Annotated in this window: 23 protein-coding genes; 17 read left to right on the top strand and 6 right to left on the bottom strand. The window is 74.4% G+C overall.

The genetic code is table 11. The annotated features are described in order from the left end of the window. Positions 1-52 precede the first annotated feature (52 nt). Both UXQ13_RS03345 and UXQ13_RS03350 read left to right on the top strand, forming a co-directional pair. On the top strand, positions 53-817 hold the full coding sequence (locus tag UXQ13_RS03345) for a crotonase/enoyl-CoA hydratase family protein (protein WP_225232648.1): 765 nt from the start codon (positions 53-55) through the stop codon (positions 815-817). Between the two features lie 117 nt (positions 818-934). After that, positions 935-1,816 (top strand): DUF559 domain-containing protein, encoded by an 882-nt coding sequence (locus UXQ13_RS03350; RefSeq protein WP_225232647.1) that lies wholly within the window; start codon positions 935-937, stop codon positions 1,814-1,816. A 47-nt stretch (positions 1,817-1,863) separates the two neighbouring features. On the opposite strand, the gene UXQ13_RS03355 is transcribed toward UXQ13_RS03350, so the two are convergent. Further along, positions 1,864-3,438 carry a long-chain-fatty-acid--CoA ligase gene (locus UXQ13_RS03355; protein WP_225232646.1) on the bottom strand — a complete coding sequence of 525 codons (1,575 nt, stop codon included), beginning with the start codon at positions 3,436-3,438 and terminating at the stop codon, positions 1,864-1,866. A 102-nt stretch (positions 3,439-3,540) separates the two neighbouring features. On the opposite strand from UXQ13_RS03355, the gene UXQ13_RS03360 reads away from it, so the two are divergent. Beyond that, complete coding sequence (locus UXQ13_RS03360) at positions 3,541-4,296, top strand: 3-hydroxyacyl-CoA dehydrogenase (RefSeq protein ID WP_225232645.1); 756 nt, start codon at positions 3,541-3,543, stop codon at positions 4,294-4,296. Here the strand turns inward: UXQ13_RS03360 and UXQ13_RS03365 are convergent. Beyond that, on the bottom strand, positions 4,293-4,901 hold the full coding sequence (locus tag UXQ13_RS03365) for a TetR/AcrR family transcriptional regulator (protein WP_225232644.1): 609 nt from the start codon (positions 4,899-4,901) through the stop codon (positions 4,293-4,295). The genes UXQ13_RS03360 and UXQ13_RS03365 overlap by 4 nt on opposite strands. A gap of 100 nt (positions 4,902-5,001) precedes the next feature. Between UXQ13_RS03365 and UXQ13_RS03370 the strand changes: the two genes are divergently transcribed. The 6 genes from UXQ13_RS03370 to UXQ13_RS03395 are packed head-to-tail and all read left to right on the top strand — an operon-like array spanning position 5,002 to position 11,719. Beyond that, the gene (locus UXQ13_RS03370) at positions 5,002-6,246 is read left to right on the top strand and encodes an acyl-CoA dehydrogenase family protein (RefSeq protein WP_225232643.1); all 1,245 of its coding nucleotides are present in this window, start codon (positions 5,002-5,004) and stop codon (positions 6,244-6,246) included. Further along, positions 6,243-7,220, top strand: coding sequence for an acyl-CoA dehydrogenase family protein (locus tag UXQ13_RS03375; protein WP_225232642.1), 978 nt, complete (start codon positions 6,243-6,245; stop codon positions 7,218-7,220). Before UXQ13_RS03370 ends, UXQ13_RS03375 begins: the two co-directional genes overlap by 4 nt. Then, positions 7,217-8,077: an enoyl-CoA hydratase-related protein gene (locus UXQ13_RS03380; RefSeq protein WP_225232641.1), complete on the top strand. Its 861-nt coding sequence runs from the start codon at positions 7,217-7,219 to the stop codon at positions 8,075-8,077. The genes UXQ13_RS03375 and UXQ13_RS03380 overlap by 4 nt, the downstream gene beginning before the upstream one ends. A gap of 47 nt (positions 8,078-8,124) precedes the next feature. Beyond that, positions 8,125-8,646, top strand: coding sequence for a 2Fe-2S iron-sulfur cluster-binding protein (locus UXQ13_RS03385; protein ID WP_225232640.1), 522 nt, complete (start codon positions 8,125-8,127; stop codon positions 8,644-8,646). Next, positions 8,643-9,653 carry an FAD binding domain-containing protein gene (locus UXQ13_RS03390; RefSeq protein ID WP_225232639.1) on the top strand — a complete coding sequence of 337 codons (1,011 nt, stop codon included), beginning with the start codon at positions 8,643-8,645 and terminating at the stop codon, positions 9,651-9,653. Before UXQ13_RS03385 ends, UXQ13_RS03390 begins: the two co-directional genes overlap by 4 nt. After that, positions 9,650-11,719: a xanthine dehydrogenase family protein molybdopterin-binding subunit gene (locus tag UXQ13_RS03395; protein ID WP_225232638.1), complete on the top strand. Its 2,070-nt coding sequence runs from the start codon at positions 9,650-9,652 to the stop codon at positions 11,717-11,719. The genes UXQ13_RS03390 and UXQ13_RS03395 overlap by 4 nt, the downstream gene beginning before the upstream one ends. 21 nt (positions 11,720-11,740) lie before the next feature. On the opposite strand, the gene UXQ13_RS03400 is transcribed toward UXQ13_RS03395, so the two are convergent. Next, positions 11,741-12,223 carry a MarR family winged helix-turn-helix transcriptional regulator gene (locus UXQ13_RS03400; protein ID WP_225232637.1) on the bottom strand — a complete coding sequence of 161 codons (483 nt, stop codon included), beginning with the start codon at positions 12,221-12,223 and terminating at the stop codon, positions 11,741-11,743. An 89-nt stretch (positions 12,224-12,312) separates the two neighbouring features. On the opposite strand from UXQ13_RS03400, the gene UXQ13_RS03405 reads away from it, so the two are divergent. The 7 genes from UXQ13_RS03405 (at position 12,313) to UXQ13_RS03435 (ending at position 18,326) form a co-directional block, all read left to right on the top strand. Further along, entirely contained in the window at positions 12,313-12,867 is a 555-nt protein-coding gene (locus tag UXQ13_RS03405; RefSeq protein WP_225232636.1) for a YceI family protein, read from the top strand. 175 nt (positions 12,868-13,042) lie between these two features. After that, positions 13,043-13,513, top strand: a complete 471-nt coding sequence (locus UXQ13_RS03410) for a MauE/DoxX family redox-associated membrane protein (protein ID WP_336391813.1) — start codon at positions 13,043-13,045, stop codon at positions 13,511-13,513. 10 nt (positions 13,514-13,523) lie between these two features. Continuing rightward, complete coding sequence (locus UXQ13_RS03415) at positions 13,524-14,291, top strand: DsbA family protein (RefSeq protein ID WP_225232634.1); 768 nt, start codon at positions 13,524-13,526, stop codon at positions 14,289-14,291. A gap of 17 nt (positions 14,292-14,308) precedes the next feature. Continuing rightward, positions 14,309-14,644, top strand: coding sequence for a hypothetical protein (locus tag UXQ13_RS03420; RefSeq protein ID WP_225232633.1), 336 nt, complete (start codon positions 14,309-14,311; stop codon positions 14,642-14,644). Between the two features lie 151 nt (positions 14,645-14,795). After that, complete coding sequence (gene typA / locus UXQ13_RS03425; protein WP_225232632.1) at positions 14,796-16,688, top strand: translational GTPase TypA; 1,893 nt, start codon at positions 14,796-14,798, stop codon at positions 16,686-16,688. Between the two features lie 182 nt (positions 16,689-16,870). Then, complete coding sequence (locus UXQ13_RS03430; protein ID WP_225232631.1) at positions 16,871-17,395, top strand: DUF5994 family protein; 525 nt, start codon at positions 16,871-16,873, stop codon at positions 17,393-17,395. 79 nt (positions 17,396-17,474) lie between these two features. Next, positions 17,475-18,326, top strand: coding sequence for a DUF1684 domain-containing protein (locus tag UXQ13_RS03435; protein WP_225232630.1), 852 nt, complete (start codon positions 17,475-17,477; stop codon positions 18,324-18,326). Here the strand turns inward: UXQ13_RS03435 and UXQ13_RS03440 are convergent. Beyond that, positions 18,323-18,985 carry an SDR family NAD(P)-dependent oxidoreductase gene (locus tag UXQ13_RS03440; RefSeq protein WP_225232629.1) on the bottom strand — a complete coding sequence of 221 codons (663 nt, stop codon included), beginning with the start codon at positions 18,983-18,985 and terminating at the stop codon, positions 18,323-18,325. The genes UXQ13_RS03435 and UXQ13_RS03440 overlap by 4 nt on opposite strands. Positions 18,986-19,134: 149 nt before the next feature. Between UXQ13_RS03440 and UXQ13_RS03445 the strand changes: the two genes are divergently transcribed. Further along, the gene (locus UXQ13_RS03445) at positions 19,135-20,091 is read left to right on the top strand and encodes an NAD-dependent epimerase/dehydratase family protein (protein WP_336391814.1); all 957 of its coding nucleotides are present in this window, start codon (positions 19,135-19,137) and stop codon (positions 20,089-20,091) included. An 87-nt stretch (positions 20,092-20,178) separates the two neighbouring features. On the opposite strand, the gene UXQ13_RS03450 is transcribed toward UXQ13_RS03445, so the two are convergent. Both UXQ13_RS03450 and UXQ13_RS03455 read right to left on the bottom strand, forming a co-directional pair. After that, positions 20,179-21,159 carry a sulfite exporter TauE/SafE family protein gene (locus tag UXQ13_RS03450; RefSeq protein WP_336391815.1) on the bottom strand — a complete coding sequence of 327 codons (981 nt, stop codon included), beginning with the start codon at positions 21,157-21,159 and terminating at the stop codon, positions 20,179-20,181. 237 nt (positions 21,160-21,396) lie between these two features. Further along, positions 21,397-22,791 (bottom strand): MFS transporter, encoded by a 1,395-nt coding sequence (locus UXQ13_RS03455; RefSeq protein WP_225232627.1) that lies wholly within the window; start codon positions 22,789-22,791, stop codon positions 21,397-21,399. Between the last annotated feature and the right edge of the window lies 1 nt (position 22,792).

Here is a 22,792-nt window from a genome sequence, read left to right on the forward strand (position 1 = left end):
GGGCTGACGGTCAGGGTTGACTGCCCGGCCCCGACCTGGCAGACATGCCGGCATGGCAGACACGGTGCTCGCAGAGGTGTCCGACGGCGTCGGCGTCATCACGCTCAACCGGCCGGAGGCGAAGAACGCCGTCGACCTGGCGACGACGCAGGCGCTGGCCGCCGTCGTCGACGAGTTCGACGCCCGGGACGACGTCGCCGTGCTGGTGCTCACCGGCGCCGGCGGCGTGTTCTGCGCCGGGATGGACCTCAAGGCCTTCTCCCGCGGCGAGCGTCCTTCCCTGCCCGGCCGCGGGTTCGCCGGGCTGACCGAGGCGCCGCCGGCCAAGCCGCTGATCGCCGCCGTCGAGGGCTGGGCGCTGGCCGGCGGCTTCGAGCTGGTGCTGGCCTGCGACCTGGTGGTGGCCTCCCGGGAGGCGCGCTTCGGCATCCCGGAGGTCAAGCGCTCGCTGGTCGCCGCCGGCGGCGGCGTGCTCCGGCTGCCCAAGACGCTGCCGTACCAGCGGGCGATGGAGCTGGCGCTGACCGGCGACCCGATGGGCGCCGAGGAGGCGCACCGGTTCGGCCTGGTCAACCAGCTCACCGAGCCCGGCGGCGCGCTGGCCGGGGCGCGTGAGCTCGCCGCCCGGATCGCGGTGAACGGCCCGCTGGCGATCAAGGCCACCAAGCAGCTGGTCGCCGGCGCCGTCCGCTGGACCGACCGCGACCTGCTCGACCACCAGGCCACCGTCGTCGACGCCGTCTTCACCTCCGCCGACGCCCAGGAGGGCGCCCGCGCCTTCGCCGAGAAGCGCCCCCCGGTCTGGCAGGGCAAGTAGCCGCCGAGTGACAGCTGAGCGCGGTCAACGCCCGGGTGCAGGCCGCGCTGAGCTGTCACTCGGTGGCCTGTCCACAGGCTCGACCTGCGCAGCGCGGCTCTCGGGCACGCTGCGGCGGTGCGTGCACCCCGTCGTCCGACCGCGCTGGTCGGCCGGTGGTTCCGGGGCAGCGACGTCGTCGCACGGGGGCTGCTGACCCCGGGCGAGCTGCGCAGCTCGGCCTGGCGCCGGGTCTTCCCCGACGTCTACGTCGATGCCACCTGCGCCGTCGACCACGCGCTGCTGGCCCGCATCGCGGCCACGACCCTGGTGCCGGGTGCGGTGGTGACGGGCGCGAGCGCGGCGGTGCTCTGGGGGCTGACCGACCTGGCCGGCGTCGACGACCCCGTGGAGCTGACGGTCGCGCCCGGGGTCCCACGTCCGAGCTGCGCCGGCGTCGTCGTCCGGCGGCGGTCGCTGCCGGCTGAGCAGGTGCTTCGGCGGGGCGCCGTCCTGGTGGCCACCCCGGAGGCGACCGCGCTGGAGCTCGCCACCCGGCTGGACCCGGTGGAGGCTGTTGTGCTGCTCGACCGGTGCGTCGCCGAACGCCTGACCAGCCTCGCCGCCCTGCGGGAGTCGGCGGCGGGCCTGACCGGTCGGGGGTGCCGACGGGCCCGCGCAGCCGTCGACCGGGCAGACGGCCTGGCCGGCTCACCGCAGGAGACCCGGCTGCGGATGGTGCTGCACGACTCGCACCTGCCGCGCCCGGTGGCCCAGTTCGAGGTCCGCGATGCCGGGCGGTTCCTCGGCCGGGTGGACTTCGCCTGGCCCGCGCACCGCATCGCCCTGGAGTACGAGGGCGCCTGGCACACCACGCAGATCGCGGCTGACCGCCGGCGCATCGAGGCTCTGCAGGCGGCCGGCTGGCGGGTGCTGTTCGTGACGGCGGCCGACCTCCACCGCCCGGCGATGCTGCTGGCCCGCATCGCGGCAGCGCTCACCGCGTCGAGTGACAGCTGAGCGTCGCTACGACGGCCCGTCAGCAGCGCTCAGCTGTCACTCGGTGGTCAGACGGCGGGGGCGGCGACGAGGTCGCCGGCGGAGTGCTCGGTGCGGAGCTGGGTCTTGAGCACCTTGCCGCTGGGGTTGCGGGGGAGGGCCCCCACGACCGAGTACTCCCGGGGGCACTTGTAGCGGGCCAGCCGCTGCCGGCACCAGGCGGAGAGCTCGGCGGCGGTGGGCGGCGCGGCCGGGTCGCGGGGCGCGACGACGGCCAGCGGCGCCTCGCCCCACCTGCTGTCCGGGACGCCGATCAGCGCCACCTCGGCCACCCCGGGGTGCGCGGCGAGGACGTCCTCCACCTCGGCGCAGTAGATGTTCTCGCCGCCGCTGATGATCATGTCCTTCTTGCGGTCGACGACGAAGTAGTAGCCGTCCTCGTCCTGCCGCACCAGGTCGCCGGAGTGGAACCAGCCCCCGGTGAACGCCTCGGCGGTGGCGTCCGGCTTGCCCCAGTACCCGCTCATCACCATCGGCGAGCGGTAGACGATCTCGCCGACCTCGCCCGGCGGCACGTCCTGCATCAGCTCGTCCACGACCCGGACCTCGACGTTGAGCATCGGCGTGCCCACCGACCCCAGCTTGCGGATCGAGTCCTCACCGCGCAGCAGCGTGGTCACCGGGCTGCACTCGGTCTGCCCGAACGCGGTCATCACCTCGGCCTGCGGGAAGGTGTCGATCAGCGTGCGCAGCAGCGTGGTCGACGCCGGCGCGGCGCCCCAGCTCACCCGGCGCAGGCAGGACAGGTCGCGCTCGGCGATCCCCGGGACGGCGACGACGGCGGCCCACATCGCCGGCACCAGGAAGATGCTGTTCACCCGCTCGCGCTCGATCAGGTCCAGGGTCGCCACCGGGTCGAACCCGCCCGAGCGCAGCACCACGTGGGTGCCGCCCAGCAGCAGCGGCGGCAGACCACCGGCCAGCCCGGCGATGTGGAACATCGGCGTGCCCGGCGCGTGCACCTTCTCCGTCGTCGGGTCCACGCCGTTGGTGACCACCTGGCTGAAGGCGTGCATCAGCAGGTTGCGGTGGGTCAGCACGGCGCCCTTGGGCCGCCCGGTCGTCCCCGACGTGTACATGATGAACGCGGGGCCGTTCTCGTCGACCTCGACGTCCAGCGGTTCCGCGGACGCCGCGGCGAGGGCCGCCTCGTACTCCTCCCCGACCTGCAGCACCGTGGCCACGCCCGGCGCCTGCGTGCGCGCCGCGGCCGCCACCTCGGCCATCGCCGCGTCGACGACCATCGCCACCGCGCCGCTGTCGGTCAGGGCGTAGGCGATCTCGTCGGCCACCAGCCGGAAGTTCACCGGGACGACGACCGCCCCCAGCCGCACGCCGGCCAGGTAGCTCTCCCACACCTCCGGCCCGTTCAGCGCCAGGACGGCGACCCGGTCGCCGGTGCGCACCCCCCGGTCGGCCAGCGCGTGCGCCAGCCGGGTGACCCGCTCGTCCAGCTCCGCGTAGGTCAGCCCGTGGCCGTCGAAGCGCAGGGCGACGGCGTCGGGGGTGGACCGGGCGTGCCGGCCGAGCTGGGAGCTCATGGTCATGCCGCGCCAACCGGTGTCGTGCCGGGTCTGCTGCACGCGGGCTCCCTGGGGCCGGGGGGATGTGTGGTCGGCGTCATGCTGGCCCCCGCCATCCATTACGGTCAACCCTGACTGCCACGCCCCGATCGAAGGAGAACCATGGACGTCACCGACGCCGTCGCCGTCGTCACCGGAGGTGCCTCCGGCCTCGGCCTGGCCACCGCCCGCCGCCTGCGGGACGCCGGAGCCCAGGTCGTGCTGCTGGACCTGCCCAGCTCGGCCGGCGAGGCCGTGGCCGCGGAGATCGGCGCGCACTTCTCCGCCGCCGACGTCACCTCGCCCGAGCAGGTCGAGGCGGCCCTGGACCTCGCCGTCGGGCTCGGCCCGCTGCGGGTCGCGGTGAACTGCGCCGGCATCGGCAACGGCATCAAGACCGCCGGCAAGAAGGGCGCCTTCCCGCTCGAGGCGTTCCAGAAGGTCATCCAGGTCAACCTGGTCGGCACCTTCAACGTCATCCGGCTCGCCGCCCAGCGGATGCTGGCCGTGGACCTGCTGGGCGAGGAGCGCGGCGTCATCGTCAACACCGCGTCGGTCGCGGCGTTCGACGGCCAGATCGGTCAGGCGGCCTACTCGGCGTCCAAGGGCGGCATCGTCGGCATGACCCTGCCGATCGCCCGCGACCTGGCCAGCGAGGCCATCCGGGTGGTCACCATCGCCCCCGGCCTGTTCAACACCCCGCTGCTGGCCGGGCTGCCCGAGGAGGCCAAGGCCTCCCTCGGCGCCCAGGTTCCGCACCCGGCCCGGCTCGGCGAGCCCGACGAGTACGGCGCGCTGGTCGCCCACGTGGTGGCCAACCCGATGCTCAACGGCGAGGTCATCCGGCTCGACGGCGCGATCCGGATGGCGCCCCGCTAGTCCTCGAGCAGCTCCCGGGCCATCGACTGCCACAGCGCTACGTGGGGGTCGGTGGCCGGCGGGCGGTCCTCGAACGCGTAGGCCATCGCCACCCCGCGCATCGAGGTGAACAGCAGCTCGGAGACCACCGGGTAGCGGGGGTGCGCGGTCACCTGCGGCCCCCAGATCCGGTCGGCCACGCCCCGGATCGCCACCCGCAGCCGGCGCTCCTGGGGCCGCAGCGCCGCCCGCAGCGCCTCGTCGGTGCGGGCGGCGTTCCACAGCTCCATGGCCGCCCAGAACGGCGGCTCGAAGAACGTCGCCCAGATCAGCTCGACGCACCGGTCGACGCGCTCGGCCTCGTCGGTGATGCCCGCGCCGACGGCGACGGCGTGGTCGGCGGCCTCGGTGAGCATGGTCTCGGCCAGGTGCGACGTGGCGGCGACCAGCAGTTCCTCCCGTGAGGGGAAGTGGTGCAGCAGCCGGCCGCGGGACACCCCCGCGCGGGCCTGCACGGCCAGCGTCGAGGCCCCGGCGTAGCCGTCGGACACCAGGCAGGCGACGGCGGCGTCGAGGATGAGGGCGCGGCTGTCGGCGCTCCGCTCGCTCCGGCTGCGGGTCTCCATCGGCGCAGTCTACGCCGCTGGCAGTCAGGGTTGACCGTTCCGTGACCCGACCGGAGGATGCGCAGGAGCACCACCACTCACCGAGGAGAGGTGTCCCGCCGTGGACTTCGACGACACACCGGACGAGGCCGCCTACCGCGCGCGCGTCCGCGACCTGCTGGCCGAGCACGCGGCCGACCTGGTGCACCTGGACGCCGGCGAGGAGGCCGCCGACCCCCGCGAGCAGGAGCAGGCGCTGCGCCGCACCCAGCGGGTGCTGGCCGACGCCGGGCTGGTCGGGGTGGCCTGGGCCGCCGAGCACGGCGGGCAGGCCGGCTCGCTGGCCCAGCAGGCGATCGTGGGCCAGGAGCTCGCCCGCGCCCGGGTGCCCAGCCTGATCAACCACATCGGGATCGGCATGTGCGGGCCGACGGTCATCGCGCACGGCACCCCCGAGCAGCACGAGAAGTACCTGGCCCGGCTGCTGCGCGCCGAGGACGTCTGGTGCCAGCTGTTCAGCGAGCCGGCCAGCGGTTCGGACCTCGCCGCGCTGCGCACCACCGCCGTCCGCGACGGCGAGGACTGGGTGGTCAACGGCCAGAAGGTCTGGACGACGCTCGCGCACGTCTCCGACTTCGGCATCCTGCTGACCCGCACCGACCCCGACCGGCCCAAGCACGGCGGGCTGACGATGTTCGTCGTCGACATGCACGCCCCGGGCGTCACCGTCCGCCCGCTGCGCCAGATGGGCGGGCAGTCGGACTTCAACGAGGTCTTCTTCGACGACGTCCGGATCCCGGACTCCGAGCGGCTGGGCGAGCCGGGCGAGGGCTGGCGGGTCGCGCTGACCACGCTGCTCAACGAGCGCGTGGCCGTCGGCGGCGGCGGCAACGACCTGGGCCTGTCGATCGAGTCGCTGGCCCGGCTGGCGGGGGAGAAGCTGCCCGGCCTGCCCGCCGAGCGGCAGGTGCTGGCCCGGCAGGCGGTCGGCCGGGCTGCGGTCGCCGCGCTGGCCAACCGGTACACCGGCTACCGCCGGCTGACCGCGATCAGCCAGGGCGGGCTGCCCGGCCCGGAGGCCAGCGCCGGCAAGCTCGCCGGCACCGCCGCGGCGAAGCTCGTCGCCGACGCCGGGGTCCGGCTGCTCGGTGACGACGCGGTCTTCGCCGCCGCACCCGGGGACGGCAGCGGGGAGGACGGCGCCGGCCGCTGGCAGCGCAACCAGGCGTGGCTGCCGGGCATCGCGATCGCCGGCGGCACCGACGAGGTGCTGCGCAACATCATCGGCGAGCGGGTGCTGGGCCTCCCGCCCGAGCCGCGCGAGGACAAGCACCGCCCCTTCAACGCCTCCGGGAGCACTCGGTGAACTTCGACCTCGACCAGGACCAGCTCGACGCAGCCGCCGGCGCGAAGCAGTTCTTCGGCGGCCAGGCGTCCCCGGCGCAGGCCCGCGCCGCGCTGGAGGACGGCCCGGTGGCGCCCGGGAGGAAGGCGCTGGCCGACATCGGGTTCACCGGGATCACGGTCGCTGAGTCCGCCGGCGGCGCGGGGGGTTCGCTGCTGGACCTCGCCGTCGTCGCCGAGCAGGCCGGCGCCGTCCTGGCCGGGCCGTCGTTGGTCACCGCCGCCCGCGCCGCCGTGCTGCTGGCCGACCAGCCGGAGCTGGCCGCGGCGCTGGCCGACGGGTCCCGCGCGTTCTGCGTCGTCGACGGCTCCACCCCGGCGCTGGACGCCGTCGGTGCCGACACCTTCCTGGCGCTGGTGGACGGTGCCCTGGTGGTGGGCGGCGGCGACGTGGTGACCGGCCGGCCGATGGACGCCACCCGCGGCCTGGGCGTCGTCACCCTGACCGACCCGCAGGTGCTCGTGCCCGACGCCGCCCGGCTGTGGGCTCGCGCCCGGGACGTCGCCCTGGTCGCGCTGGCCGCCGAGGACCTCGGCACCGCCGGGAAGGCCGTCGAGGTCGGCGTTGCCTACGCGAAGGAGCGGCACGCGTTCGGCCGGGCGATCGGGTCCTACCAGGCGGTGAAGCACTCGCTGGTCGACGCCTGGGTGGGCGTCGAGCAGCTGCGCTCGCTGGTCTGGTGGGCGGCCTGGGCCGCCGACGCGGCCCCCGACGAGCTGCCGCTGGCCGCCGCGGCGGCGAAGGCGTTCGCCGCCGAGACGCTGGAGCGCGCCGCCGAGACCTGCATCCAGGTGCACGGCGGCATCGGCTTCACCTGGGAGCACGACGCGCACCTCTACTGGCGGCGGGCCAAGGTCGACCGGCTGCTGCTGGGCGACGCCGCCGAGCACACCGACGTCGTCGCCGGGCTCGTCCTCGCGGGGGCCCTGGCATGAGGCAGTGGGAGCAGGTCAGCTGGGCCGTGGACGGCGGGGTCGGCACGCTGACCCTCGACCGGCCCGACCGGCGCAACGCCTACACCCCGCTGATGGCCCGCGAGCTCGGCGAGGTGGCCGCGGTCGCCGACGCCGACGACGCCGTCCGGGTGGTCGTGGTGACCGGCCGCGGCCGGGACTTCTGCGTGGGTGCCGACCTGCAGCGGGCCGGCACCTTCGACCGCAGCGCCCAGGCCGACGAGGCCGGCACCATCGACGGCGTCGCCCGCGACTGGGGCGGCATCGGCGCGCTGCCGTTCGCCGCGCTGCGCAAGCCGGTGATCGCCGCGGTCAACGGCGTCGCGGTCGGCATCGGGGCCACGATGATCCTGCCGATGGACATCCGGATCGCCGCGGAGTCCGCCCGGTTCGGCTACGTCTTCGCCCGCCGCGGGATCGTGCCCGAGGCCGCCTCGAGCTGGTTCCTGCCACGGGTGGTCGGGATCAGCCAGGCCATGGAGTGGGTGGCCACCGGCCGGGTCTTCGACGCAGCCGAGGCGCTGAGCGGGCGGCTGGTCTCCCGGGTGGTGCCGGACGCCGAGCTGCTGGACACCGCCTACGCCCTCGCCCACGAGATCGCCGACAACACCTCCGGGGTCTCGGTGGCGGTGTCCCGGCAGCTGCTGTGGTCGATGCTGTCGGCGGCCAGCCCGTGGGACGCGCACCGCGCGGAGTCCCGGGCGCTGGTGGAGCTGGGCAGCGGTCCGGACGCCGCGGAGGGCGTCGCCTCCTTCCTGGAGAAGCGCCCCGCGGCCTTCACCGCCCCGCTGGACGGCGTCGGGCTGGGCTGGCCGGCACCGCCGGCCGACCTGGCCTGAGGGTCCCCGCGGTTTCGGGCAGGGGGACGGCGGGGCACCACCGCTGCGTGGACACCCAGATCACCCTGCGGGTCGACGGGGCCGACCGGCCGCTCACCGTCGACACCCGCACCTCCTTGCTGGACGCGATGCGCGAGCGGCTGGGGGCGACGAGCGCCAAGAAGGGCTGCGACCACGGCCAGTGCGGCGCCTGCACCGTGCTGCTGGACGGCCGCCGGGTCAACAGCTGCCTGGTGCTGGCCGTCACCGCGGAGGGGCAGGAGGTGACGACGTCCGACGGGCTGGCCGCCGACGGCCCGCACCGGCTGCACGAGACGTTCGTCGACCACGACGCCTACCAGTGCGGCTACTGCACGCCCGGGCAGATCACCTCGGCCGCCGGGGTCCTGGCCGAGGCCGCGCAGGGCTGGCCGAGCGCGGTGACCGAGGACCTGGTCGCCGACCGGACCGACCTCACCGACGCCGAGATCCGCGAGCGGATGAGCGGCAACCTGTGCCGCTGCGCGGCGTACGCGAACATCGTCCCCGCGGTCGCCCAGGTCGCCGTCGAGCAGGGAGTGCGCGCGTGAGGGAGTTCCGCTACGAGAAGGCCATCGACCCGGCGGGTGCGGTGGCGCTGCTGACCGGGGAGCCCGAGGGGGCCTACCTGGGCGGGGGCACCAACCTGGTCGACCTCATGCGGCTGGGGGTGGCCACCCCGGACGTGCTCGTCGACGTCCGGCAGCTGACCTCCACCGAGGTCGAGGACCTGCCCGACGGCGGGCTGCGGATCGGGGCCGCGGTGCCCAACGCCGACCTGGCGGCCGAGCCCCGAGTGCGCGAGCGCTACCCGCTGCTGGCCCAGGCCCTGCTGGCCGGGGCGTCGGGGCAGCTGCGCAACCGGGCCACCACCGGGGGCAACCTGCTGCAGCGCACCCGCTGCACCTACTTCACCGACACCACGATGCCGTGCAACAAGCGCGACGCCGGCTCCGGCTGCGGCGCGGTCGAGGGCCTGCACCGCAACCTCGCCGTGCTGGGCGCCACCCACGAGGGCCCGACGTCCCCGCACACCTGCATCGCCACCCACCCGTCGGACATGGTGGTCGCGCTGCGGGCGCTGGACGCCTCGGTCCGGGTGCTGGGCGCCGACGGCGAGCGCACCGTGCCGATCGCCGAGCTGCACCGGCTGCCCGGCGACGACCCGGCGCGGGACACCACGCTGGCGCACGGCGAGCTGATCACCGCCATCGACGTCCCGGCGCTGCCGTGGGCCACCCGCTCGCGCTACCGCAAGGTCCGCGACCGGGCCTCCTACGCCTTCGCGCTGGTGTCCGTCGCCGCCGCCCTCGACCTCGACGGTTCGACCGTCCGCGACGTCCGGATCGCCCTGGGCGGGGTGGCGCACAAGCCGTGGCGGGCGACCGTCGCGGAGGACGCCCTGCGCGGCGGACCGGCCACCGAGGCCGCCTTCGCCGCAGCCGCAGAGGCCGAGCTGGCCGCCGCCGCGCCGCTCGCCGACAACGCGTTCAAGGTCCCGATGGCCACGAACATGATCACCCGCACCCTCGTCCAGCTCGCGGAGGCCCGCGCATGACCGCCACCACCGAGCGGGCCGTCGGCAGCGACGTCCGCCGGATCGACGGCCCGGCCAAGGTCCGCGGCCTGGCCCCCTACGCCTACGAGCACGAGGTCGACGGCTCGGCGGTGTTCGTCGCGCTGGTGCAGTCCACCGTGGCGAAGGGGCGGATCACCTCGATCGACGTCTCGGCCGCGCAGGCGGTGCCCGGGGTGCTCGCCGTCCTCACGCACGAGGACGCGCCGCGGCTGGGGGACGTCGCGGAGGAGCTCCTCGTCCTGCAGTCCGACCGCGTGCAGTACGCCGGCCAGCCGGTCGCCGTCGTGGTGGCCGAGACCTCCGAGGTCGCCCGGGACGCCGTCGGCCGGGTCGTGGTGCGCTACGACGCGCAGCGCCCGGACGTCGACCTGCGGGCCGACCGGGACGACCTGTACCCGCCGGAGAAGCTGATGGGCGGCTTCGAGACCGACTCGGTCATCGGCGACGTGGACGCCGCGCTGGCCGCCGCGCCGGTGTCGGTCGACGTCACCTACGAGACGCCGAACGAGCACAACAACCCGATCGAGATGCACGCGACGGTGGCCCGGTGGGACGGGGACGTGCTGCGGATGTGGGACGCCAACCAGGGCCCGCACAACCTGGTCCCGGTGATCACCGAGGCGTTCGGGATCACCGCCGACCAGCTGCACATCACCTCGCCCTACGTGGGCGGCGCGTTCGGGTCCAAGGCGTTCACCCACGTGCACCAGCTGATCGCCGGGATGGCCGCCAAGGTCACCGGCCGCACGGTGAAGGTGGAGCTGACCCGGCAGCAGATGTTCAGCCTGGTCGGCCACCGCACCCCGACCATCCAGCGGCTGCGGCTGGGCGCGCTGCCCGACGGCACCATGACCGCGATCAGCCACGAGGTCGTGGAGCACACCTCGCAGAACGCGGAGTTCGCCGAGCAGACGGCGACGGCGACCCGGTTGATGTACGCCGCGCCGGCCCGCCGGACGACGCACCGGCTGGCCAAGCTGGACGTGCCGGCGCCGACGATCATGCGGGCGCCGGGGGAGGCCCCGGGCATGTACGCCCTGGAGTCCGCGGTCGACGAGCTCGCCGAGGCCCTGGGCATGGACCCGGTGGAGCTCCGGCTGCGCAACGAGCCCGAGCGCGACCCCGAGCGCGACGTGCCGTGGAGCACCCGGAACCTGGTCGCCTGCCTGCGCCAGGGTGCGGAGCGGTTCGGCTGGGCCGACCGCGACCCGCGGCCCGGCGTCCGTGCGGACGGCCGGTGGCTGGTCGGCACCGGGGTCGCCGCGTCCACCTACCCGACCCGCCGCCGGCCCTCGCAGGCCCGGATCGAGGCCGTGCCCGGCAAGCCGTTCGTGGTCAGCATCGACGCCTCCGACATCGGGACCGGCGCCTGGACGGCGCTGACCCAGATCGCCGCCGACGCGCTCGGCGTGCCCATGGACGACGTCGACCTCCGGATCGGCGACAGCCGGCTGCCGAAGGCCTCGGGGGCGGGCGGCTCGACCGGGATCACCTCGTGGGGGCCGGCGATCATCGCCGCGGCGCAGGAGCTGCGCGACCGCGAGGTGCCGCCCGGCGGCCTGACGGTGACCGGGTCCTCCGGCCCGGGCGACGAGGCCGAGCAGTACTCCAGCCACGCCTTCGGTGCGCACTTCGCCGAGGTCCGGGTGGACCGGGACTCCGGCGAGGTCCGGGTGCCGCGGATGACCGCGGTCTTCGCGGCCGGCCGGATCATCAACCCGACCACCGCCCGCTCGCAGTTCCTCGGCGGCATGACGATGGGCCTGTCGATGGCGCTGCACGAGGAGGCGGTGCTCGACGCGACCCACGGCCACTACGCCAACCACGACCTCGCCGAGTACCACGTCGCCACGAACGCCGACGTCGGCGAGGTGGACATCAGCTGGGTCGACGAGGTCGACGAGCTGCACAACCCGCTGGGCGCCAAGGGCATCGGCGAGGTCGGCATCGTCGGGTCGGCGGCGGCGATCGGGAACGCCTACGCGCACGCCACCGGACGCCGGGTCCGGGACCTGCCGCTCACCCCGGACAAGTTCTTCCGCTGACCCCGGGGGCGGCGCCCGGGGTCAGCGCGTCGGGTCGAGGTGGGCCAGCAGGGTCTGGCCGATGTCCTCCAGCGCCGCGATCTGCGCCGGGCTGAGCTGGTCGAACAGGTGCGTGCGGACGCTCTCCACGTGCACCGGCGCGGCGTGCTCCAGGGCGGCGAACCCCTCGTCGGTGAGCACGGCGAGCTGGCCGCGGCCGTCGCTCTCGCACACCTGGCGCCGCACCCAGCCGCGTTCCTCCAGCCGGGACACCGCGTGCGAGAGCCGGCTGCGGGAGGACAGGCACCGCTCGGCGAGCTGGCTCATCCGCAGCGACCGGCCAGGGGTCTCCGAGAGCTGCACCATGATCTCGTAGTAGGCATGGGAGATGCCGGTCTCGCGGGTCAGCTCGCGGTCCAGGCGGTCCTGCAGCAGCTGGGTGCTGTAGAGCCAGGCCCGCCAGGCCTGCTGCTCCTCGGGGCTGAGCCAACGCGGCTGTGACGGAGCCGACACCTCTGCGGACATGCCCAGAAGGGTACTAGCGGAATGCTCAAGCCTTCAACTACGCTACGGTCCGGCGAAGCAGTCAAACGCTCAACGACTTGGAGACAGACATGACCAGCACGCAGATCCCCGGTTACCTGGCCGGCACCTGGGACATCGACGCCAGCCACTCGACGGTCGGGTTCTCCGTCCGCCACATGATGGTCAGCAAGGTCCGCGGGTACTTCACCAAGTTCGAGGGCACCCTCGTCACCGCCGAGGACCCGGCCGCCTCGACCGTCGAGGCCACGATCGACATGGACTCGATCGACACCCGCCAGGAGCAGCGCGACGCGCACATCAAGTCCGCCGACTTCTTCGACACCGGCAACCACACGGTCATGACCTTCCGCTCCACGTCGATCAAGCCCAAGGGCGACGACTGGACCGTCGAGGGCGACCTCACCATCAAGGGCATCACCAAGCCCACCACCCTGGACCTGGAGCTCAACGGCTTCGGCCCGGACGCCTACGGCGGCACGCGCGCCGGCTTCTCCGGCAAGACCACGATCTCCCGCAAGGAGTTCGGCGTGGACATCGACATGCCGATGGACGGCGGCGGCGTCGTCGTCGGCGACAAGATCTCCGTCGAGCTCGAGATCGAGGCCGTGCTCCGCGCGAGCTGAACCACCGCGGCGTCGACCTGACGCCGCCGCACGACCGACGAGGGCCCCGGGTGACCACACCCCGGGGCCCTCGCCGCGTCCGGACCGGCGCGTGCAGGCCCTGACCAGCAGGTCCTGGGCAGATCCGCAGCCGGTTCCCAGGAACTCCCGGGGGTCCGGCGACGACTGTGCTGTCGTGCGGTCCGACGAGGTGCGTCCCTGGCTGGCGCTGGCTGCCCGGCTGCTGCTGGGCGGCGTCCTGGTGGTGGCCGGGGCGCTCAAGGTGCCCGATCCCGCGGCGGCCGTCCGCGCCGTGCGGGCCTACCGGCTGCTGCCCGAGGGCCTGGTCGGCCCGGTCGCCTTCGGGTTGCCGGCGCTGGAGGTCGTCGTCGGCCTGGCCCTGCTGGCCGGCGTCCTCGTCCGGGCGTCGGCGGTCGCGGCCGCCGTGCTGATGGTGGTCTTCCTGGTCGGCATCGGCTCGGCCTGGGCGCGCGGCCTGCAGATCGACTGCGGCTGCTTCGGCGGCGGCCAGGTCGACGCCGGCCAGACCGCCTACCCGGCCGAGGTGGCCCGGGACACCGCGCTGCTGCTGGTCGCCCTGGCCCTCGCCCGCTGGCCGCACTCCCGTCTCGCCCTCGCCCACCGTCTGGAGCCCGCCACACCATGAGCACGTCGAGATGAGCACGTCGAGCAAGAAGGAGACCGCCCGCCGGCGGATCGCCGCGAAGCGGGAGGCCGAGGCCGCCCAGCGCGCCGCCGAGCAGCGCCGCCGCCGGACGATCCTGGGCGGCTCGATCGCCGCCGCCGTGGTGGTGATCGCCGTCGTGGTCGCGATCGTCGTGCAGACCGCCCGGACGTCGACCGCCGCGGACGCGGCCGTGCCCAGCGGCACCGTGGCCGACGGCAACGGCTACACGTTCGCCGTCGGGCCGGACGACGCCCCGGTCACGGTGGACCTGTACGAGGACTACCAGTGCCCCAACTGCAGGGACTTCGAGGACGCCGCCGGCTCCACCCTGGAGGACCTGGTCACCGCCGGCACCGTGCGGATCGTCTACCACGGCATGGCCTTCCTGGACTCCTCGCGCAACGACGACTACTCCACCCGGGCCCTCAACGCCGCGGCCGTGGTCGCCTCCACCTCGGGCACCGACGTGCTCGAGCGGTTCCACGACCTGCTGTACGCCAACCAGCCCGACGAGGCCACCGGCAGCGGACTGACCGACGACCAGCTGATCTCCTACGCCGAGCAGGCCGGGGCGAGCGCGGAGGCCGTCGAGTCCGGCATCCGCGACCAGGTCTACGGCGGCTGGGTGGAGCGGGCCACCGACCAGGCCTCCAAGGACGGCGTGACCGGCACCCCGACGGTGTTCGTGGACGGCACCACGCTCACCGACCTGTCCGCCGACGGGCTGTCGGCCGCGGTCGCGGCGGCGACGTCCTGACGGGGGAGACTGGGTCCATGACGACGAGCACCCCGTCCCGCACGTCCCCGCTCACCTCGCTGCCCAGCGCGCTCCCGGTGGCCGTCGGGCTGGCGGCCGGGTTCGGCATCGCGCAGGGCACCGGCGTCCGGGCACTCGGCGGTCTGGTCTTCGTCGCCGGGGGCGTCGCGGCCGGGTGGCTGTGGCGCCGGCGCCGCGGCTGGGCCGTGACCGCCGGCCTGGCCGCGGTCTACCTGGTGGCGTTCGTGCTGGCCCACGTGCTGGCCATCGGCGTCGGCTGGCCGGCCTGGCTGGCCGTTGGCCTGGTCACCGTGGTCGCCGCGGGGATCAGCTACGGGGTCGCCGACAGGTGAGCCGGGGCGGGTCGCGCCTCCCCCCGAGGGGTGCGTGACAGCGCACACGCCGGGCATCCCCTCCGGAGCGCCTACCATGGGAGGGTCGCCGGTCGGCGACCCCGCGGCGTGCAGCGCTGCGAAACCCCGATCTTCCTGAGGTGCTCTTCGCATGCCCACCCGTAACGACCTGCGCAACGTGGCGATCGTGGCCCACGTCGACCACGGCAAGACGACCCTCGTCGACGCCCTGCTCCGGCAGGCCGGTGCCCTCGGTCGTGCCAAGGGCGAAGGCACCGACAACGACTCGACGCAGGACCGGGTCATGGACTCCATGGACCTGGAGCGCGAGCGCGGGATCACCATCCTCGCCAAGAACACCGCGATCCGGCTGGCCGACGAGAACGGTGACCCGGTCATCGTCAACATCGTCGACACCCCGGGCCACGCGGACTTCGGCGGCGAGGTCGAGCGCGGTCTGTCCATGGTCGACGGCGTCGTCCTGCTGGTCGACGCCTCCGAGGGCCCGCTGCCGCAGACCCGCTTCGTGCTGCGCAAGGCGCTGGCCAAGGGGATGCCGGTCATCCTCGCGGTGAACAAGACCGACCGCGGCGACGCGCGCATCGACGAGGTCGTCGACGAGTGCTACGAGCTGTTCATGGAGCTGCTCGAGGACGCCGGGCTGCCCGCGGAGACCCTCGAGTTCCCGATCGTCTACTGCAACGGCCGCACCGGCCAGGCGTCGATGAACAAGCCGGAGAACGGCACCGTCCCGGACAGCCCCGACCTGGGCCCGCTGGTCAAGACGCTGCTGGACACCATCCCGGCCCCGGTCTACGACGCCGAGGAGCCCCTGCGCGCGCAGGTCACCAACCTCGACGCCTCGCCCTTCCTCGGCCGCCTCGCGCTGCTGCGCATCCACTCCGGTGAGATGAAGCGCGGCCAGCAGGTCGCCTGGTGCAAGGTCGACGGCACCATCACCAAGGTCAAGATCACCGAGCTGCTGACCACCGAGGGCCTGACCCGTGTCCAGGCCGACAGCGCCGGCCCCGGCGACCTGGTCGCCATCGCCGGCATCGAGGACATCGGCATCGGCGACACCCTGGCCGACCCCGACGACCCGCGCCCGCTGCCGGCGCTGACCGTCGACGAGCCGTCGATCTCGATCACCATCGGGATCAACACCTCGCCGCTGTCGGGCAAGTCGGGCAAGAAGGTCACCGCCCGCCTGATCAAGAACCGCCTCGACCAGGAGCTGGTCGGCAACGTCTCGGTGCGCATGCTGCCCACCGAGCGCCCCGACACCTGGGAGATGCAGGGCCGCGGCGAGCTGGCCCTGGCGATCCTGGTCGAGCAGCTGCGCCGCGAGGACTTCGAGCTGACCGTCGGCCGCCCGCAGGTGGTCACCAAGGTCATCGACGGCAAGGTGCACGAGCCGGTCGAGCGGGTCACCATCGACACCCCCGGCGAGTACGTCGGCACGCTGACCCAGGCGCTGGCCGTGCGCAAGGCGCGGCTGGAGAACCTGGTGCACCACGACACCGGCTGGGCCCGCATGGAGTACATCGCGCCCTCCCGCGGCCTGATCGGGTTCCGCACCGAGTTCCTCACCGAGACCCGCGGCACCGGCGTGTTCAACCACGTGCTCGAGGGCTACGAGCCGTGGCTGGGCGAGATGCGCGCGCGGCCCACCGGGTCCCTGGTGGCCGACCGCTCCGGCGTCGCGACCACGTACTCGATGTTCTCGCTGCAGGAGCGCGGCTCGATGATGGTCGAGCCCGGCACCGAGGTCTACGAGGGCATGCTGGTCGGTGAGAACTCGCGTCCCGACGACATGGACGTGAACATCACCAAGGAGAAGAAGCTCACCAACATGCGCAAGTCCACCTCCGAGGAGCTGGAGCGGCTCATCCCGCCGCGGATCCTCAACCTGGAGCAGGCGCTGGAGTTCTGCGCCGAGGACGAGTGCGTGGAGGTCACCCCCACCGTCGTCCGCATCCGCAAGGTCGAGCTGGACCAGACCACCCGCGGCCGCTCGCGCAACAAGAAGCCCAAGCCGGAGTAGTCGCCCCCCGGCACGTCCGACGCCCCCGTCACCCCGAGGTGACGGGGGCGTCGTCGTCCCGGGGTGAGGTGGCTCGCTCTCGCGTGGTCACCCACCGTGAGGGCTGGCCGTGTGGCTCGCGGGGCGGCTGGGACGTGGCGTGTCCCGCCGGAGGGCCCAGGTGCCGCGCCTAGCGTTGCCTGGTGGGGATCGAGCGAGGGGTGGTGCCGGTGGCGGACCGGGCGGCGTGGGTCGGTGAGCAGGAGCTCCCGGGTTTCCGCGGGGGGATCGACGTCCGGGTGAGCCTGCGCACCGATGCCGGCCCCGGTCTGCGGGGTGCGTGGTGGCCCCGGTCGACCGACCTGGCGCTGGAGCTGCCCGAGCTGGTGGCCGCGCTGGCCCGGCGCGGCGTGCTGGTCACCCGGTTCACCTACCCGTTCAGCACCTGGCACGCCGTCCCGCGCAAGCTGGCGGTCGGGGACCGGATCGTGCGGGTCGGCGGGTTCGGCACCGGTGACCCCCAGGTGGTGTCGCTGACCTGCGGCCCCGACCAGCTGCACCTGGAGCTGCTGGTCGTGCCGCCGGCCACCGAGGCGTTGTTCAGCGCCCGCGCGCTGCGGATGGCCGCTGTCCCCGGGACCGCGCTGACCGCCCGCGCCGTGCTCACCGCGGCCGGGCGGCACCCTGCCCTGCGCACCGGCGAGATCCCGGTGCAGACCGCCGGCTGAAATCCCACCGATCCGGTGGGAATCGCCGGGCGGGTGGTCCCGGTTGGGGCAGGGGAGACGACCACCCCCTGGAGGACCCGTGACCAGCACGCTGCCCGACACCCAGTCCGACACGTTCGCCGCCGACTGGGCGCAGTGGCACGAGGCCAAGGAGGCCACGCTCACCGCGCCGCACGGCTTCCTGTCGGTGACCGCGCTGGCCTGGCTCACCGACCAGCCGATCGCGATCGAGGGCGTGCCCGGGCGCTGGTCGGACGGCGACCGCGGCGTGGTGGTCGAGCTGGCTGCCGACGAGCAGCTCGCGGTCGGCGACCGGCCGGTGGTGGGGGAGCACGTGTTCGGCGCGCTCGGGCTGCGGGAGAGCGTGCTGGCCACCGCGGGCGACACCGTCGTCGAGGTGGCCGAGCGCGGTGGCCGGCACGTCGTCCGGCTGCGCGACCCGGAGTCCCCGCTGCGGCTGGCCCACCCCGGCACGCCCGCCTACCCGGCCGACCCGCGGTGGGCCGTGGAGGGCCGCTTCGTGCCCTTCGCCGCCCCCGAGCCGACCACGGTGGGCGGCGCCTTCGAGGGCGTCGAGCACGTCTACGACGCCCCCGGCACCGTGGAGTTCGAGCTGGACGGCCGGCCGCTGTCGCTGCGGGCGTTCCCCGGGCACGGCGAGGGCCGGCTGATGGTGCTGTTCTCCGACGAGACCTCCGGGGACACCACCTACGCCTTCCGGTCCCTCCAGGTCGTGCCCGACGCCGACGGCCGGGTCGTGGTCGACCTCAACCGGGCGACGAACCTGCCCTGCGCCTACACCGACCTGGCGACCTGCCCGCTGCCGCCGGCGGAGAACCGGCTGCCGCTGGCCGTCGAGGCGGGGGAGCGGACGCCGACCACGCGCGGCGTCGCCGTCCCCACCGCGGACGGGGCCGTGCTGGCCCGCTAGTCCGAGCCCTCGACGGTGAACCGGAAGGCGTCCCGGAGGGTGTGCAGGTCCCACAGGTGGCCGGCCATCACGTCGGGACCCTTCACCGGGTCCCCCTCGACCAGCGCGCCCGGGATGACCAGCTGGGACACCTGGATGCCCTCCTCGCCGAGCACCTCGTGCAGCAGCTGGGCGTAGGCGGTCAGCCCGGCGAAGGCGATGCTGGTGCCCGCCACGCCCTTGTTCGGCACGGTCGCCGACCCGCCGTTGACGAACAGGATCGAGGGCTTCGCGTCCTTGGGCAGGTAGCGCATGCCCGGCAGCACCTGCCGGACGGCGGCCACCGGCCCGTAGATCGAGAACTCCACCGGCCCGACCAGGTCGGCGACGGTGGTCTCCAGCACCGGCCGCAGGAACGTCTTGTCCGGCAGCGGGCTGTACTGCAGCACCTCGATCGGGCCCATCGCCTGGGCGACGGTCTCCAGCGTGTGCGTGATCGAGTCGGGGTCGCGGACGTCGGCGACGAACCCGCCGGCGGTGATCCCCTCGGCCGAGAGGTCGTGCGCCAGGTCGGTGACCCGCTGCTGGTTGCGGGCGATCAGCGCGATGTCGTACCCCTGCGCGCCGAATGTGCGCGCCACCTGGGCGCCCAGGCCCCGACCGGCTCCGATGATGGCCATCACGGACATGCGGGTGCTACCTCCACGGCTGTGCACGGCGCCGTGGTCGGCGCCGTCGCCCTGCACCCCTACCCGGTCGGTCGCGGGCAACGCATCGGCCCTGCGCGAACCGGCTGGACGCCCGGTCGCCGCCGCGATGGGGTGGGGGAATGCGACTCCTCGTCCTCGGCGGCACCCACTTCCTCGGCCGGCACGTGGTCGACGCCGCGCGCGCAGCCGGTCACGACGTCGCGACGCTGACCCGGGGTGTGTCGGGGGAGCCGCCCGACGGTGTGCGCGCCTTCCACGCCGACCGGGACGACCCGCTCCCCGCCGAGGTGCTGGCCTGGGCGCCCGAGCTGGTGGTGGACACCTCGTGCCAGACCCGGGCGGCCGCCGAGCACGCGACCGCGCTGGACCCGGCCGGCTACGCCTTCGTCAGCAGCCTCAACGCCTACCGGGGCTGGCCGCCCGGGCCGCTGCGCGGGGAGGACGAGCCGACCTGGGACACCGACGACGACGAGTACGGGCCCGTCAAGGCGCACGCCGAGCGGGTGCTGGGTGGTGCCCTCCGCGACCGGTTCCTCACCGCCCGGGCCGGGCTGGTCGTCGGGCCGTTCGACCCGCTCCACCGGCTGGGCTGGTGGCTGGACCGGATCGCGGCCGGCGGGCCGGTCGTCGTCCCCGACGCCCTCGACCAGCCGATCGCGCTGGTCGACGCCCGGGACCTGGCCGGCTGGCTGGTGCAGGTGTGCGGGCAGCGGTCCGGCGCTGTCAACGCCACCGGCCCGGCCGGGATGACCACCCTCGGCGGGCTGCTGGACACCTGCCGGGAGGTCACCGGTGGCGACGCGGAGTGGGTCGTCGTCCCGGAGGCGGACCTGCTCGCCGCCGGGGTGCAGCCGTGGCAGCACCTGCCGCTGTGGCTGCCGGCCGACGTGGCCCGCACTGCCTGGGACGTCGACACCGGCCGGGCGCGGGAGCTCGGCCTGCCCAGCCGGCCGGTTCGGGACTCGGTCGCCGACACCTGGGTGTGGATGCAGACCCACCCGCGCCCCGAGCCCCCGCCCGGCCGCACCCTGCCGGGCCTCCCCGCCGACCTGGAGGAGACCCTCCTCCGGACGTGATCATGGGGTTGTCGTCCGATCGACACGCGCGCCCGGCGCGTCGTCCGGCGACAACCCCATGATCACGCGGGGAAGGCGGGCGGGTGGTCAGTCCCTGGGGGCCTGGGGGCGGCCGGCGGTGACCGCGTCGTCGTCGCGGCTGAGCTCGGCGACCAGGGCGTCGCGGCGCTCCTGCTCGAGCTTGGCGGCCGCCTCGACCGACTCGGCCTCGGTGTCGGCCCGGTAGACCCGCCACGAGTGGACGACGGCGGCGACCCAGCCGAGCACGATCACCGCGTAGACCGGCCAGCGGACGGCGTCGGCGACCTCGAAGGCGTTGAACAGCGACCGGGTGTTGGTGAACACGATGATCCCGCCGACCGCGGAACCCAGCAGGCGCGGCGGCACGTGCCGGACCAGCCAGGCGGCGATCGGCGCGGCGATGACGCCGCCGATGAGCAGGCCGGCCACCCAGGTCGCGTCGATCCCCTGCGAGCCGAGGGAGAACAGGAAGCCCAGCGAGGCGGCCAGCGCCACGATGAACTCCGAGGTGTCGATGGAGCCGATCACCTTGCGGGGCTCCATCCGGCCGCTGGCCAGGATCGCCGGCGTGCCGACCGGCCCCCACCCGCCGCCGCCGGTGGCGTCGACGAAGCCGGCGACCAGGCCCAGCGGGCCGAGGAAGCGCTTGCGCATCGGCTTGCCGAGGTTCTGCTTGTTCAGGCCGCGGAAGGTGAAGCGGATCAGCACGTACAGGCCCAGCACCAGCAGGATCGCGCTCATCAGCGGGGCGGCGACCGAGGTGTCCAGCGAGGCCAGGAAGGTCGCGCCGGCGAAGGCCCCGACACCACCGGGGATGCCGATCTTGGCGACGACCTTCCAGTCGACGTTGCCGAACCGCCAGTGCGAGGCGCCCGACACCAGTGTGGTGCCGATCTCGGCCAGGTGGACGGTGGCCGACGCGGCGGCCGGGCTGGCGCCGACGGCCAGCAGCAGCGTCGTCGAGGTGACGCCGTAGGCCATGCCCAGGCTGCCGTCGACGAGCTGGGCGCCCAGGCCGACGAGGGCGAACAGGATGAGGGTGCGCACGGTGGAGCTCCAGGGGAGGGTCGCGACAGGGGGGAGTCCCCCGGCCGCGCACCCGCGCCGGAGGTCGGGGCAGCGGTGCCCCGGGTGTGGTCAGCGGGCCGGACAGGCCGTGGTGGTGACGCGCACGAGGTCGACGTGGATGCGGCTCACCAGGAGGTCCCCCGGGAGCAGGCGGGTCGTCGACACGAGGTCAATGTCTACCAGCCCGATGCACAAAGAAGGCAACGGGACGTCCCGTCAGGTGGGATCGGGCTCCAGGACGTCGTCCCGGATGGTCAGGAACGACACCAGGCCGCCCACGGCGAGCAGTCCGGCGCACACCCGCATGGCCAGCGCATAGCCGTCGGTGAAGGCGTCCGGGCGGGCGTAGTCGTCGCCGGACAGGCCCACCACCAGGGGCAGCGCGGCGACGGCGAGCAGCTGGCCGGCCCGCGCGACGGTGTTGTTCACCCCGCTGGCCACCCCGGCCAGGTGGTTGGGGGCGGCGCCCAGCACGGTCGCGGTCAGCGGGGCCACGGTGGCCGCCATCCCGAGACCGAACAGGACCGACCCGGGCAGCACGCCGGTCACCCAGCCGGTGCCGGCGTCCACGAAGGACAGGTAGAGGACGCCGGACCCCGCGACCAGCGGGCCGACGGTCATCGGCAGGCGGGGTCCGATCCGGCCGGCCAATGCACCGGCCCGGGAGGACAGCAGCGAGATGATCAGGATCGACGGGACGACGGCGGCCCCGGCGGCCAGCGCGTCGTAGCCGAGGACGGTCTGCAGCTGCAGCACCAGGAAGAAGGACATGCCGCCCAGCGCGCCGTAGACCGCCAGCGTGGTCAGGTTGGCCCCGGTGAACTGCCGGTCGGCGAAGACGCCCAGCGGCAGCATCGGGTCGGCCGCCCGGCGCTCCTGGACGACGAACCCGACCCCGGCGGCCAGCCCGAGCGCGAGGGCGACCCAGGTGCCCGGTCCCGCGCCGGCGTCGATCAGCGCGTAGGTGACCCCGCCGAGGGCGAGTGCTGCGGTGAGGGCGCCGCCGACGTCGAACCGGCCGTGGTGGGCGGGGTCGCGGCTCTCGGGCACGTGCCGCAGCGCCACCAGGACGACGGCGACGGCCAGCGGCACGTTGAGCAGGAACACCCACCGCCAGCTGACGGTGTCGACCAGGAAGCCGGCCAGGAACGGGCCGCCCAGCCCGGCGATCCCGCCCAGCCCCGACCACAGGCCGATGGCCTTCGCCCGGTCGGCGTGGGCGAAGGAGGCCTGGATGATCGACAGCGACCCGGGCACCAGCAGCGCCCCGCCGATGCCCTGCAGCACCCGGGCGGCCACCAGCAGGCCGGTGGAGGGCGCCAGGCCGCACAGCAGCGACGTGGCGGCGAACCAGACCACGCCGACCAGGAAGACCCGTCGCCGTCCGAACCGGTCGCCCAGCGCGCCGCCCAGCAGCACGAGCGAGGCCAGCGCGAGGGTGTAGCCGGTGACCGTCCACTGCAGCCCGGACAGCGAGGCGTCCAGGTCGCGGCCGATGGTGGGCAGCGCGACGTTGACCGCGGTGGAGTCCAGGAACGCCATCGCCGAGGCCAGCACGGTGGCCAGCACCGTCCAGCGACCCTGCGCCGTCCCCAGTCGCAGGTCGCCCACG

The sequence above is a fragment of the Klenkia terrae genome, assembly GCF_037083865.1.
Classification (GTDB): domain Bacteria; phylum Actinomycetota; class Actinomycetes; order Mycobacteriales; family Geodermatophilaceae; genus Klenkia; species Klenkia terrae.